Here is a 14,174-nt window from a genome sequence, read left to right as displayed (position 1 = left end):
CGTGCCGCCCTGGCGCGCCCTCAGGCCCCAGGACGTGCCTGGGGCGGACCGTGCAGGGGCTCACGCCCCTCATGCCTCCCCATCCGCCGGAGCTTCCTCATGGCCCAGGTGCGGAAGTCGTGGAGGATCTCATACACCGTCGGAATCACCAACAACGTCAGCAACGTGGAGGTGATGACGCCACCGATGACGGCGCGGCCCAGGGGGGCCCGGAAGTCACCGCCCTCGCCCGTGCCCAGCGCCACCGGCACCATGCCAGCGATGATGGCGAACGTCGTCATCATGATGGGCCGCAGGCGCGTGCGCCCCGCCTCGATGAGCGCCTCCCGCATGGGCATGCCCTCCTTGTGCGACCACTTGGCGAAGTCGATGAGCAGGATGGCGTTCTTGGCGACGATGCCCATCAGCAGGATGACGCCGATGAGGCTCATGATGTTGAGCGTGTCCCCCGTCGCCAACAGCGCCAGCACCACGCCGATGAGTGACAGCGGCAACGAGACGAGGATGGCCAGTGGATCCAGGAACGAGCCGAACTGGATGACCAGGATGAGGTACATCAGCAGCACCGCCATCCCGAGCGCCAGGAAGATGCGGCCGAACACCTCGGCCTGATCGCGGGCCTCGCCGCCCTCATCCAACACGTAGCCCGGCGGCAGCCGCACCTTCTCCACCCGCGCCCGGATGTCCGTCATCACCTCCGACAGCGAGCGGCCCTGCACGTTGGCCTGGACGCTGATGACCCTCTCGCGGTTGAGGTGATTGATTTGAGCGGGGCCCACCGTCTCGCGGATGCGCGCCACCTGCCCCAGCGGGACGAGCGCCGGTGTGCCCGTGCCGCCCGGTGCCGCGCCCGCCACCAGCGGCAGCTGCGCCAGGTCCCCCGGACGTGTGCGCGCCTCGGGGATCAGCCGCACCATCACGTCCCGCGTCTCGCCCGAGGGGTCCACCCAGTCACCCGAGTCCACCCCCGCGAAGGCCGCGCGCAGCGACTGCGCCACCTGCGCCACCGTCACGTTGAGCCGGCCCGCCACGCCACGGTCCACCTCGACCTCCACCTCCGGCTTCTCTCCACGCGTGGACAGGCCCACGTCCACCGCGCCCGGCACCTGCGCCAGCTGCTGACGCACCTGCTCGGCCAGCCGCGATAGCTCCCGTGCGTCCGGCCCACGTAGCTCCAGCTGAATCTGCTTGGAGGCCCCGCCAAAGCCGCTGGTGAACACGGACACGTTCGCCCCGGCCACGCGAGAGAGCTCCTGGCGCAGCGTGGTGCCAAGCACCTCCTGGCTCACGTCGCGCTCGTGCTTGGGCTTGAGCCGCACGTACACCTGCGCCTGGTCCACGCCCGGAGCGCGCAGCGCCTGGGCCGTGCCAATGGTGGAGAAGGTGTACGCCACCTCCGGGTGGCCGCGCGCGATGCGGGCCACCTCCTCCACCTTGCGCCGCGTGTAGTCGAGGCTGGAGCCCGCGGGCGTCTCCACCTGCAACTCCAGCTCGGCGCGGTCACTCACCGGAGCGAAGCCCGCGCCTCCGAAGAGGCCCTGCAGCACCAGCGCTCCCACCAGCGAGCCCACCGCCACCAGCACCATGACCAGCCGGTGATCCAACGCCCAGGCGATGACGCCCTTGTAGCGGTCCGCCTGCCGGTCGAACCAGTGGTTGAAGTGCAGGAGCACCCGCGAGATGGGACCCTTGCGAGCCCCCTTCTCCACCGCCGGGTCCGGCCAGTACGCCGACAGCATCGGGTCCAACGAGAAGCTCACGAAGAGCGACACCAACACCGAGCACGCGATGGTCAGGGCGAAGGGCTTGAACCACTGCCCGGCCACCCCGTACATGAAGGCCACCGGCACGAACACCGCCACGATGGAGAACGTCGTCGCCGCCACCGCGAGGCCAATCTCGCTCGTGCCCTCGCGCGAGGCCGTGTAGTGGTCCTTCCCCATCTCGATGTGGCGCACGATGTTCTCGCGCACCACGATGGCGTCGTCGATGAGGATGCCGATGGCCAGCGACAGACCCATCAGCGACATGGTGTTGAGCGTGAAGCCGAACGCCCACACGCTGATGAAGGAGGCCAGCACGCTCACCGGCAGAGCCAGGCCGGTAATCACCGTGGAGCGCCACGAGTTGAGGAAGAGGAACACCGTCAACACGGTGAGCAGCGCGCCCTCCAGGAGCGTGGACTGCACGTTCTCCACGGCGCTCTCCACCCGGACGCCCGCGTCACGGACGATCTCCATCTTCACGCCCGGAGGGAGCCGGGGCTGGAGCTCGGTCACCCGCTCGCGGATGGCATCGGCCACCTGGGTGGTGCTGTATTCCTGGGCCTTGATGACGTCGATGCCCACCGCCTCGCGGCCGTCATAGAGGGCCAGGGTGCGCGGCTCCTCGATGCCGTCCACCACGTTGGCCACCTGGCCGAGCCGGATGGGCTGGCCCCCCCGCTCCGCGATGACGACGCGGGCGAAGTCCTCGGGCGTCTCCAGCCGGCCCTTGAGGCGGATGGTGGTCTCCTCCAGCGGCCCGTCCAACCGGCCCACCGGGGCGGCGAGGTTCTGCGCCTGCAGCGCCTGCACCACCTGCGCGATGCTCAACCCCGCGGCCTGCAACGCCTCCGGCCGCACGAGCACCGACATCTCCCGCTCGATACCTCCCACCACCGAGGCCTGCGCCACGCCGGGAATGGAGCGCAGCTCGCCCACGATGCCCGGGTCCGCGATGCGGGTGAGCTCCGTGGCCTTCAGCGTGTCCGAGGTGATGGCCAGCGAGACGATGGGCAGGTCCGCCGGATCGAAACGCGTGAGGACGGGCTCCTCCATCTCCAGCGGCAGGTCCGCGCGCTTGCTGGAGATGGCGTCGCGCACGTCCTGCGAGGCCTGCTGCAGGTCCTTTTCGAAGTCGAAGAAGATGGTGAACTGCGCCAGCCCGTCGATGGCACTGGAGGTGGTCTGATCTGCGTCCACCCCGCTGATGCTGAAGATGGCGTCCTCGATGGGCTCGATGATCTCCCGCTCGACCACGTCGGGCGAGGCGCCCGGGTAGGCGATGGTGACGTTGATGACGGGAGGCTGGACCTCCGGGAACTCATCCGTCTGCAACACCATCAGCGCCACCACGCCGAACACCACGAGCGCCAGCATGACGGTGATGGTGACGATGGGCTTCTTGATGGCGAAATTGGAAATGAACACGGCAAGGCTCTCCGCTCAGCGAGGCGTGAGTTGCTGGGGCTCCTGCGCGGTGCCTCCACCGCCCACGCCCGGCTCGGACTCCTGCGGCTGCTGCTCGGGGACCCTCACCTGCACCGGCGTGCCCTCGGCCAACTCCTGCGCCGAGCCCCTCAGCAGCACGTCTCCCACCTGCACGCCGGAGCGCAACTCCACCATTCGCGCCAGCTCGTCCGTCATGCCGACCGTCACCGGTACCTGCTCCACGCGCCCGTCCTTCACGCGCATCACCGTGGGCGGCTCGGCGCGGAGGCTCACCGCGGACGTGGGCACGGCGGCCACCTCGCGCTGCACCGCCGAGACCCGGCCCTCGGCGAAGAGCCCGGTGAGCAGCGTCTGCTCGGTGTTGGGCAGCGTGACGTAGAGGCGCACCTGGCCCGTGGCGGGATCCACCGCGGGGTTGATGCGCTCGATCTCTCCCGCGAAGGTACGGTCCCCGAAGCCTCCGACATTGAAGTCCACGCGCGCGCCGGGCTTCAGCAGCTCCAGTTGCGAGGCGGGAACGGAGGCCTCCAGCCGCATGCTGGTGGGGTCGATGACGGTGTAGAGCGCCGTGCCCGGCTGGACGATGTCACCCGCGCTGGCCCGGCGCTCACTCACCACCCCGTCGAAGGGGGCGACGATGCGGGTGCGGCCCAGTTGCTGGTTCGCGATCGCGAGCCGGGCCTCGGCCTCGGAGAGTTGCGCCTGCGCCTGCTGGCGCGAGAGCACCGCCCGCTCCAGGTCGCGCTGGGTGATGACCCCCGCGTTGGCCAGCGTGCGGTTGCGCTCCTCATCGGCCCGGGCCACCTGCACGGCGTTGCGAGCCACCCGCACCGCGGTGCGCGCGGCGAGGACCTGGTCCCGCAGCGAGGTGTCCTCGATGCGCGCGAGGAGCTGCCCCTTCTTCACCTCCTGGCCCTGCTCGACGGCCATCTCCAGGATGGAGCCCTGGACCTCGGCCCGCATGGAGGCGGCGCGCCGGGCCTGGAGTGTTCCGGAGAGGACGGGCCCGTTCCGCAACCGCCGCTGCTCCACGCGCACCACGTCCTCCGGCCCGAGCACCACCGGGGCCTGTTGTCCCTGGGCCTGCTGTCCCTGGGCCGGGGGCACCTCCGGACCGCCCCGGTCGCAGCCCGAAAACACCAGCAGGCCCAGCAACACGAGGGCCCGGCACATGCCCGCCCCACCCCCGGGAACCCATCTCTCGCCCCGGCGTACCGTGCTCTCGTTCACGCCTCTCCACCTCCTGAAAACGCCGTGTGGAGATGTGCACGAAGCACCCCGGGTGCACCCGGAGTCACACCTCGCCCCCCTGGACGCCTGCCTGCTTGGAGCGACCCGCCGCCTCGTTCGCTCGCCCGGCGTCCGGGCCAGTACAGGTCTTAAGATTCTCTTACGACCCGTCCCGTACGACGCGACATGAACGAGGAGAGGACGGACACACATGGCCGAGCGCATTCTGCTCATCGAAGACGACCCTCAGTTGGGAGCTCAAATCGTCGACTGCCTCGGCCGCGCGGGCTTCGAGCCCACGTGGTGGACCGAGGGCCGACCCCTGCAATCCGGGGACGTGGCGGCCTACCGGCTCGTCATCCTGGACCTGATGCTCCCGGGAACTCATGGGATGGACATGCTGCGGCGGATGCGTGACGGATCGGACGTGCCGGTGCTCATCCTCAGCGCGCGCAATGACACCGCGGACAAGGTGCGGGCGCTGAAGCTGGGAGCCGACGACTACATGACCAAGCCCTTCTGGCCCGAGGAGTTGGTCGAGCGCGTGCGCGCACGGCTACGACGCCCGGCGATGCAGCGGCAGGGAGGTGTGGAGATCGGCGCGCTCCACGTGGACCTCGAGAGCCGCGAGGTGCGTGTCCAGGGCGAGCCGGTGGAGCTGACACGCGTGGAGTTCGACCTGCTGGCCGCGCTCGCCCGCCGTCCAGGGGCCGCGGTGACACGCCAGTGGCTGGTGGAGAACGTGTTGGATCCAGAGCGCGAAGGCACCGAGCGGACGCTGGACGTGCACGTGTCGCGGCTGCGGCGCAAGCTGGGTCCTGGCAGGTACATCGAGACGGTGTGGGGCATCGGCTACCGGCTCGGTGGAGAGGAGCCATGAGGCTCCGGATGCGGCTGGCGCTCACGACGGCGGCGATGGCGCTGCCCATCACGCTGGTCATGACGGGGCTCCGCAACACCGTCGAGGTGAACGCGCGCAAGGCGGTCCTCGCCGAGTATGCGCTCGCGACCCTGCAGGCGGGCGAACGAGAACACTGTGAGGCCGCCCCAGAGACCTGGAGCAGGCAACCCCCCCGTCCCCCTCCCCCTCCGGAGAGGAAGGGGGAGCGGCCTCCGCCACCGCCTCGCGGGGACCGCCCGGGACCGCGTCCGGAACGGGAACAGGAGGTTCAGCTCTTCGCCTACGACGCCCACTTCACGTCCCGCAACCCCGCCGCTCCCCCCCTGGACGCGAAGCTCGTGGAGGCCCTGCGGCGGGGAGAGGACATCGCCAGCCGCTCCGCCACGTACGGCCCGATGGGCCCGAGCGAGGTGCTGGTCCGGATGCCCTGGGGCTCCGGGCCGTGCGCCTTCGTGCTCGTCAAGAGACGGGAGCCGCGCGACACGGGGATGTTGAAGGGCCTGCTCCCCCCGGCCGACATGTGGCTGATGCCCACGATCGTCGCCCTGGCCGGAGTGCTGCTCACCCTCGGGCCGGTGGTGCGCCGCCTCCGCCAGCTCACCGGCGAGGTGCGGACCTTCGTCCGCAGCGCCTACCAGGGGACCCTCACCGTCCACGGCAACGATGAGATCTCCGAGCTGGCGCGCGCCTTCGACGAGGCGGGGCGCGAGGTGCACGCGCAGATGGACCTCAAGGAGAAGCGGGAGCAGACGCTGCGCACCTTCCTGGAGAACACCACGCACGACGTGATGATCCCCCTCACGGTGCTCCAGGGGCACCTGGCCGAGCTGCAACGACGCGCGGCCCGGGGAGAGCCGGTGGACGCGGCGATCGTCACGGCGGCCAGCCAGGAGTCCCACTACATGGCGGCGCTCATCCACAACCTGGGCGCCGCGGCCCGGCTGGAGGCGGGCGAGCCGGCCCTGCAGCGCGCGTCAGTGGACCTCAACGCCCTGGTGGAGCGGTGCATGAGCCGCCACCGGCCCATCGCGCGGCAGCTCGGCGTGGCGCTCGAGTGCGCCGTGCCGGAGCCGCCCGTGGTGGTGGAGGGAGACGTCACGCTCATCGAGCAGGCGGTGAGCAACATCATCTACAACGCCATGCGCTACAACTCGCGCGAGGGCCATGTCGCCGTCGTGCTCGAGCGAACGCCGGGAGAGGGCTTCCGCCTGCGGGTGCTCGACGACGGACCCGGCATCCCCGAGAGCGAGCTGTCGCGCATCATCGAGCGGCGCGTCCGGGGCGACGCGGCACGCACGCGCGGAGTCCACGGGCACGGCCTGGGCCTCAACATCGCCTGGCAGGTGACGGTGCTGCACGGGTGGAAGTTGGAGCTGGGGCGCTCGGAGTACGGCGGGCTCCAGGTGGACTTCCTGGGCGCGCTGACGCCCGGCTCCGTTCAGGGTGAAGGCAGCAAGATGGTGGGCATCGCGTAGGCACCCACCCGCGTGTGTTACGGATGGGCGGCCGGGTAGCAGCCCGCCCGACGCGCGCGCTCGCGCACCAGCGCCAGCACCATGTCGCACGTGGGCATCGGCCTGCCCACGAGCTGGCCGAGCTCCACCACCGCGCCCAGCAGCGCGTCGATCTCCATCGGCCGGCCACGCTCGAGGTCCTGCAGCATGGAGGTCTTGTGCGCGCCGACCTCCGCCGCGCCCTGAATCCGCTTGTCCACGTCGATGGGGAAGCGCACGCCCAGGGCCTCGGCGACGGCCTGGGCCTCGACCATCATGGTGCGCGCCACCGCCCGGAGGTCCGCCTGGGTCGCGAGCCGGTCGAGCGTCGCGCCCGTGAGCGCCGAGAGCGGATTGAAGGCGAGGTTGCCCCAGAGCTTGACCCAGATTTCGTCCCGGATGCGCGGGCGGACCGGTGACTTCAGCCCCGCCTGGATGAACAGCTTCGACAGGGCCTCGACGCGGGGGCTCCTGCTGCCATCGGGTTCGCCCAGGGTGACGCGGTCGCCGTAGGTGTGCTCGATGACGCCGGGCTCCATCACCTCGGCCGCCGGGTAGAGCACCGCGCCGATGGCACGCGAGGGATGCAGCGTCTCCCAGAGCGTCCCCCCCGGATCCACGCTCTCCACGTGCCGGTCGCGGAAGGGCCCCTCGAGGCCGTGGAAGTACCAGTAGGGCACGCCGTTGATGCCCGTGACGAGCGACGTCTCGGGGCCCAGCAGGGGCTGCATCTGCGCCGCCGCCGCTGGCAGGGAGTGCGCCTTCAGCGTGATGAGGACGGAGTCCTGTGGCCCCGCCTCGGCCGGGTCGTCCGTGCAACGCGGCCGGACGGTGACGCGCTCACCGCCGCTGCGCAGGGTAACGCCCCTCTCGAGCATCGCGGCCAGGTGGGCTCCGCGCGCGATGAAGGTGACGTCCGCGCCCGCCTGGAGCAGCCGGACGCCGAGGAACCCGCCAATCGCTCCCGCTCCGAAGATCGCGATCCTCATGACGTGAGCCCCAGGCGCGCGGCGAGGCCGATGCGCTGCAACTTGCCCGTCGCTCCCTTGGGAATCTCCGGGAGGAAGAGGATTTTGCGCGGCACCTTGAAGTCGGCCAGGCGCGCGGAGACGAAGTCCTGGAGCTCCCGCTCTCCCGCGCTCGCGCCCTCGCGCAGCACCACGGCGGCGGCGACCTCCTCGCCCAGCTTCGGGTGCGGCATGGCGAACGTCACCACCTGCCGCACCGCCGGGTGGTCCATCAGCACCGTGTCGATCTCCAGCGGGCTGATCTTCTCGCCTCCCCGGTTGATGATCTCCTTGAGCCGGCCGGTGAGCCGCAGGTAGCCGGCCTCGTCGAGCACGCCCTGGTCCCCGGTGCGGAACCAGCCGTTGGAGAAGGCCCTGGCGTTGGCCTCGGGGTTGTTCTCGTAGCCGGCCATGACGTTGCGGCCCCGGATGACGACCTCGCCGAGCGAGCCCGGAGGCAGCGGGTTTCCGGCCTCGTCCATGATGGCGACCTCCGGCCCCGCGGCGATCCCCACCGAGCCCGCGTAACGAGGCCTCGGCGGCAGCGGGTTCGAGGCCATCTGGTGCGAGGCCTCCGTCATGCCGTAGCTCTCGATGACGGGCACGCCGAACACCTGCTCGAGCTCCTGCATCACCTGCGGTGGCAGCGACGCGGAGGACGAGCGGATGAGGCGCAGCCGCCCGGCCCGGATGAGCCCGGCGTTGCGGCCCGCCCGGCCGAGGATGGCCTGGTGCATGGTGGGCACCGCCGTGTACCAGGTGGGCCGGATCTCCTCGAACCAGGAGAAGAACTTGAGCGCGTTGAAGCCCGGCGTGCATACCACCTCGCCACCCGCCGCGAGGCTCGCCAGCACCGCCGCGATGAGGCCGTGGATGTGGAAGAGCGGCATGATGTTGAGGCAGACGTCCTCGCGCCCCAACTCCAACGTCTGGCCGATGTGGAAGGCGGAGGCCGTGACGTTGACGTGGCGCAGGGGGACGATCTTCGGCCGCGCCGTCGTCCCGGAGGTGTGGAGCACGAGCGCCACGTCCTCGGCCCCGGCGAAGCCCGCCCGTGCCGGCGTGCCGGAGAACGGCCGCTCCGGTTTCAAGGAGAAGAGACCGGCGGGCCCGCTCGAGTCTGGAACCAGCTCGATGACCGGGATGCCTCGCGCTGCGGCAACGGCGCGCGCCGGGCTCTCCATCCCCTCGAGGATGACGAGCGCCCGGGCATTCAGGTCCGAGAGGTAGAACTCGAGCTCCTCCGCCCGGTAGGCGGGATTGAGCGGCGCGGTGGTGGCGCCGCAGGCGAAGGCAATGAAGGCCGTCGCCATCTCCGGCCCGTTGGGCAGCACCAGGGCGACCCGATCGCCACATCCGATGCCCAGTGCATTCAGCGCCGCGACGGTGCTCCGAGCGAGCGCCCGCAGGCCACCATGGGTCAGGCCGGGCCGCCCCGGCGCGCCGATCGCGCGGTCGTCCTCACGACCGTGCTCGATGAGACCAACGACCGTGTCCGCTCTGTACATGCTCGACGCTCCTCGGCTCGGCTGGAGGATTTCCGATACGTCCTCCCGCAACTTGTCCGACAGTAGGACAAGTTGGAGAAAAGTACGGCCGGAGGAGGTCCGTGGGGAGCACCTGACAGGACCGTCTTCTCCTGGCTTAGGCTCCGGGCCCCGTGCGCACTCCTCTTTCGTTCCCCAACACGTTCCTCGCCTGCCTTCTCGTCTCCACCTGCGCCCTCGCGGCTGGCCCGCTGGTGCTGGAGGGAGAGGTGCCCTCCGAGGGCAGCTTCTTCGACGTCCCCTTCGAGGTGCCTCCGGGCACCGTGGAACTGGAGGTCCGCCATGACGACCTCGCCAGCGAGAACATCCTGGACTGGGGGCTGGAGGATCCGAACGGCTTCCGAGGCTACGGCGGCGGCAACGAGGAGCCCGCCATCGTGGGCGAGCAGGCGGCCTCGCGCTCCTACCTCGCCGGCCCCCTGCCCGCGGGCACCTGGCGGGTGACGGTGGGCAAGGCGAAGATTGGCAGGACGCCCGCGCGCTATCGCATCGAGGTGCACCTGCGCACGCAGGCCACGCTCGCGCCCCAACCCGAGCGCCAGCCCTACCACCCCGCCCGCGCGCTCTCCGCCCAGGCCCGCTGGTACACGGGCGACTTCCACGTGCACTCGCGCGAGAGCGGTGATGCCCGGCCCCCGTTGGAGGAGGTCGCGACATACGCGCGCGACCATGGGCTCGACTTCGTCGTGCTCACCGACCACAACACCACGTCCACGCGCGACTTCCTCGTGGCCGCCCAGTCGCGCTTCCCCGGTCTGCTGCTGGTGCCGGGTGTCGAGTACACCACCTATGCGGGCCATGCGAACGCGATTGGCGCCACCGGCTACGTGTCCCCACGCGTGAACGAGGGCATCACCCTGAAGGAAGCGGTGGACGCCTTTCATCGCCAGGGCGCGCTCTTCTCCATCAACCACCCCGTCTATGACGTGGGCGACCTGTGCATCGGCTGCGCATGGCAACACGCCGTTCCTCCGGGCGGCGTGGATGCCGTCGAGGTGGCCAACCCCGAGTGGGAGAAGCTGGGGCGCTTCTTCTCCGAGGGCGCGATCGGCTACTGGGATTGGCTCCTCGCGCAGGGGCACCACGCCGCGGCGCTCGGAGGCAGCGACGACCACCGCGCCGGAGTGGACCTGGACTTCAAGCAGAGCGCCATCGGCAACCCCGCCACCCTGGTGTACGCGCGCGAGCTGAGCGTGGCGGCGCTGCTGGAGGGCATTCGCGAAGGCCGCACCGTGGTGAAGCTCCAGGGACCGGATGATCCCATGGTGGAGCTGACGAGCAGCGTGGCGCCCACCGGAGACACGGTGCTCGCGGGCAGCGCCCGGCTGAGTGCCCGCGTCACCGGTGCCAGGGGCCACCAGGTGCGCTTCATCCACAACGGCGTGCGCCTGCCGCTCGTGGAGGTGACCTCGGAGGACTTCGTGGTGGAGCGGGACGTCACCGCGCCCGAGCACGGCGAGGATCGCTTCCGCGTGGAGGTATGGGTGAACGGCCATCCCCGCACCGTCACCAGCCACCTGTGGATTGCCCGCGGCGCGGACATGCGCGGCATCCCGGGACCCGTGCCCCAGGTCACCGAGCCGAGGGCCTGTGGCTGCGACTCGGCACCGGGCTGGAGCGCGGGGCTGCTCGCGCTGGCCGTGCTGGCGCGCGGGCGGGAGCGGAAGCGAGGTCAGAAGCGCGCCCGGATGCCCAGCGACGGAAGTGTCACGGGGGGGAGTCCGAAGGGCCTGCGCACCAGTTGACCCTTCTCGCTCCCATAGGAGTAGCGGAACACCTCCTTCGTCAGCGACAGGTTGAAGACGTCCAACCACGCCTCCCAGGTCAGCGGCCCCAGCGTGCCCGTCTTGGACACCCGGCCATCCACCCGGAAGTAGCCCGGCAGGCGCGCCACCTGGTCCCGGTCCACCGGCACCCAGCGCGCCGTCCCCTTCTCCGGATCCACGCCCTCGCGCTGCGTGGAGGAGAAGAGCAGGCTCCCCGTCTCGGGCGCCCCGGTGTTGTAGTGCAGCGTGGTGCCCACGGTGAGGCCCCACGGCAGCTTCACGGTGACGGCCGCGTTGAGCACGTGCCGCTGCTCGAGCGCGGAGGCCAGGGGCACCGTCTCCGTCCCCACCACCTGGCCCGTGTCGTCCCGCCGCTCCACGCGCGTGTTCAACGTGCGCCGCTGGAAGGTGTACGCGGCGAGCAGCGACCAGCGCTCCGACAGCGGGCGCCGCGCCATCAACTCCACGCCGTAACCGTACCCCTCCGCCGTGCGCATCCGCCCTCGTGCCGCCGGGTCGTCCGCGAGGAGGTCGAAGGACAGCACGTCCAACTCCACCGTGCGCACACTCGGGTGGACGAACACGTCCGCGCCGAAGGTGAAGCCCGCCGGCCCTCGCAGGTCCGCGCCCGCCTCGACCTGGAAGGCCCGCTGCAGACCCAACCGCGCCGCCGCCGCCTCCACGCCCGGCGCGTCGAGCAGGTGGGCCGGCGGCTGGTGCAGCAGGCCCGCCCCCAGCCGCAGCGCCACCGTCTCCGAGAGCGCGGCCCGCGCGTGCAGCCGTGGCTCGACGACCACCTGGTTCAGCGCCGGTGCCAGGAGGTAGCCGTCCACGCGCAGGCCCGGGGTGACACGCCACATGCCCTGAGTCCACGTGGCCTGCGCGTACGCCCCCGTGAACGTCGCCCGGGCGAGAGACTGGACGACGCTCGTGGTGACGGTGGGACGCTCCGGAGCCCCGGCCTCACCGGGACGGAAGGTGGTGGACTGGTCCACGTGGGTGAGCCGGCGCTCCACGTCCGCGCCCGCCTCCACCGCGAGCCGCTGGGAGAGCGCGGCATGCCACGCCATTCGCGCCCCGAGTGTGCGCTCGGAGAGTCCCACCGTGACGCGCGAGGCCTCTCCTCCTCCGTTGGCGCCCAGGGTATCCTGGCCCCAGGTGACGGCGGCCTCGACCTCGCCCACGCCCAGCGGATGCGTGAGGCGCAGGTCCACGCGGTGGAAGGCGGTGCCCAGCCGCACCACGTCGCCCGTGCCGCTCAGGCCCGCGTCATCCGAGCTGCCCAGGGCCAGCAGGCGCAGCGAGCCCTGGCCCACGCGCTGCGTGACACGCGCCTGGTAGTCGAGGAGGCCGAGCACCAGGTCCGGGCTCGACGGGCCTCGCAGGCCATTGATGACCGAGGCGGCGATCCACGGCGTATAGGCGAAGCGCCCGGCGAGCGTGACTTCGGTCCCCGTGGAGCGAAGGGGCACCTGGGTGAGCACGCCCACGTCGAGGAGATCGATGGAGCCCACCGCGCGAACGGTGTCGGTGCTCGGCGCGATGAGCCGGGCGTCCACGGTGCCCCCCAGCTCCCGGCCGAAGCGGGCCGGAGCGGGACCCCGGTGGAAGTCGAGCCCGGAGACGAGCTCCGGGTGCACGGTCGAGGGACCGACCCACAGGTGGTAGAGCTGCGGCACGCGCACGCCGTCCAGGTAGAAGCCCGTGGAGGACGGGGCCGACCCGCGCACCACCGGGAGGCTCGCGCCGGAGACGATATGGCTCACTCCGGGCATCACCATCAGCGCGCGGAACGGCTCACCCCACGTGCCCGCCAGGTCATGCAGCTCGGAAGACTCGAAGGAGAGGGGGGCACCGCTCGTCGTGGGCGTCTCCTCGGCTCGGGAAACGGCGCCCACGAGGAGCACAAGCAGGACACCTGGCGTCGGACGCATCTCGGGTTCGACTCTCCCTCTCCGGACCCCCTCTCGTCCAGAACCCGCGTGTGGCTACGGCGTCTCGCTCTGGATCAGCGTGCCGGTGGAGAAGGACCGCTCCGAGCCGCACTGCGTCTGCCGCACCGGGGTGCTCGGGCACGACACCGGCGCGTGGGCGCGGTTGTGGTCCGTGAAGCAGCGCGCGCCCTCGGTGTCCCACTCCGCCTCCACCGCCCAGCCCTCGGTGTCCCGCTGCACGCCCACCGCGTCGTAGAGGTTCACCCACTGCCCATTCACGGTGTGCGAGGTGCCATCGCCGCAGTAGTCCGCGCGGATGAGGCGCGTGCACGCCTGATGGTGCGCCGCCAGACTCACCCCGTTGACGCTCGCCCACGGCTTGTAGCCGAAGTGGATGCACTTCGCGATGGCCGCGCCCTCGCAGGCGAAGGTGAAGGTGCGCGGATCGTCATACTTGGCGCCGCCCTGGCCCGGCAGCCCCTGCCGGTAGTCCCAGCGTCCCGCCACGGCGATGGCGCCCGCGGGCTGCCCGCTCGTGTCCCGGCAGATGGGGTACCACCGTCCATCCGCCGGCTCGCGATAGGACACGCGGTACGTCCACACGTCCTGGTTCTCGCCCGAGCCCGGCGTGATGGAGTCCACACGCAGCTCCACCTGTGCACCGTTGCCCAGGTTGCCCTTGAAGCGAGCCTGTTCGAAGTCGAGCCCGGAGAAGTGACGCCCGCGGAAGCGACCGTGGAAGACCGAGCCCTTCAGCCACACCCGTTCGAACCGCCCCTCCCTCCACACGGCTCCGTCTGGCAGCTCCAACCTCGCGCCCGCGTAGTTCACGGACACCAGCATCCGAGCGAGCCCCTGTCCATTGAGCTCGTCTCCATTGAGGTTCGAGCCATTGAGATTCGAGCCATTGAGGTTGGACCCGTTCAGATTCGACCCATTGCTCACACCGAGAGCAGCCTCCGACTGCCCGAGCAGCTCCTCCTGCGACACCGGAGCCTCGCCACCACATGCCACTACGCCCACTGCCGCCACGACGACACGGCACCACCCGCTCGCTCGCATGTCCCTACCCCTCCTGCACACC

Annotated in this window: 9 protein-coding genes; 3 read left to right on the top strand and 6 right to left on the bottom strand. The window is 70.8% G+C overall.

Annotation, left to right across the window (positions count from 1 at the left end):
• Window positions 1-20 precede the first annotated feature (20 nt).
• Window positions 21-3,191 carry an efflux RND transporter permease subunit gene (locus JQX13_RS19455; protein ID WP_203410454.1) on the bottom strand — a complete coding sequence of 1,057 codons (3,171 nt, stop codon included), beginning with the start codon at window positions 3,189-3,191 and terminating at the stop codon, window positions 21-23.
• A 15-nt stretch (window positions 3,192-3,206) separates the two neighbouring features.
• Window positions 3,207-4,442: an efflux RND transporter periplasmic adaptor subunit gene (locus tag JQX13_RS19450; protein WP_275425006.1), complete on the bottom strand. Its 1,236-nt coding sequence runs from the start codon at window positions 4,440-4,442 to the stop codon at window positions 3,207-3,209.
• A 211-nt stretch (window positions 4,443-4,653) separates the two neighbouring features.
• Here JQX13_RS19450 and JQX13_RS19445 point away from each other — a divergent pair, with 211 nt between their 5' ends.
• The gene (locus JQX13_RS19445; RefSeq protein ID WP_203410453.1) at window positions 4,654-5,322 is read left to right on the top strand and encodes a response regulator transcription factor; all 669 of its coding nucleotides are present in this window, start codon (window positions 4,654-4,656) and stop codon (window positions 5,320-5,322) included.
• A complete protein-coding gene (locus JQX13_RS19440) occupies window positions 5,319-6,818 on the top strand; it encodes a sensor histidine kinase (protein WP_203410452.1) in 1,500 nt (499 codons plus the stop codon). The genes JQX13_RS19445 and JQX13_RS19440 overlap by 4 nt, the downstream gene beginning before the upstream one ends.
• Window positions 6,819-6,835: 17 nt before the next feature.
• Here the strand turns inward: JQX13_RS19440 and JQX13_RS19435 are convergent, their stop codons facing one another.
• Complete coding sequence (locus tag JQX13_RS19435; RefSeq protein ID WP_203410451.1) at window positions 6,836-7,825, bottom strand: 2-dehydropantoate 2-reductase; 990 nt, start codon at window positions 7,823-7,825, stop codon at window positions 6,836-6,838.
• Window positions 7,822-9,351, bottom strand: coding sequence for an acyl--CoA ligase (locus JQX13_RS19430; protein ID WP_203410450.1), 1,530 nt, complete (start codon window positions 9,349-9,351; stop codon window positions 7,822-7,824). Before JQX13_RS19430 ends, JQX13_RS19435 begins: the two co-directional genes overlap by 4 nt.
• 152 nt (window positions 9,352-9,503) lie before the next feature.
• On the opposite strand from JQX13_RS19430, the gene JQX13_RS19425 reads away from it, so the two are divergent.
• Window positions 9,504-11,135 carry a CehA/McbA family metallohydrolase gene (locus JQX13_RS19425; protein ID WP_203410449.1) on the top strand — a complete coding sequence of 544 codons (1,632 nt, stop codon included), beginning with the start codon at window positions 9,504-9,506 and terminating at the stop codon, window positions 11,133-11,135.
• Here JQX13_RS19425 and JQX13_RS19420 read toward each other — a convergent pair.
• Both JQX13_RS19420 and JQX13_RS19415 read right to left on the bottom strand, forming a co-directional pair.
• On the bottom strand, window positions 11,063-13,090 hold the full coding sequence (locus JQX13_RS19420) for a TonB-dependent receptor (RefSeq protein ID WP_203410448.1): 2,028 nt from the start codon (window positions 13,088-13,090) through the stop codon (window positions 11,063-11,065). The genes JQX13_RS19425 and JQX13_RS19420 overlap by 73 nt on opposite strands.
• Before the next feature lie 54 nt (window positions 13,091-13,144).
• A complete protein-coding gene (locus tag JQX13_RS19415) occupies window positions 13,145-14,152 on the bottom strand; it encodes an ADYC domain-containing protein (RefSeq protein ID WP_203410447.1) in 1,008 nt (335 codons plus the stop codon).
• Window positions 14,153-14,174: the final 22 nt, after the last annotated feature.

The sequence above is a fragment of the Archangium violaceum genome (genome assembly GCF_016859125.1).
Classification (GTDB): Bacteria; Myxococcota; Myxococcia; order Myxococcales; family Myxococcaceae; genus Archangium; species Archangium violaceum_A.
Note: the sequence above shows the minus strand (reverse complement) of the source record. Positions and strands in the feature narration are given on the sequence as shown.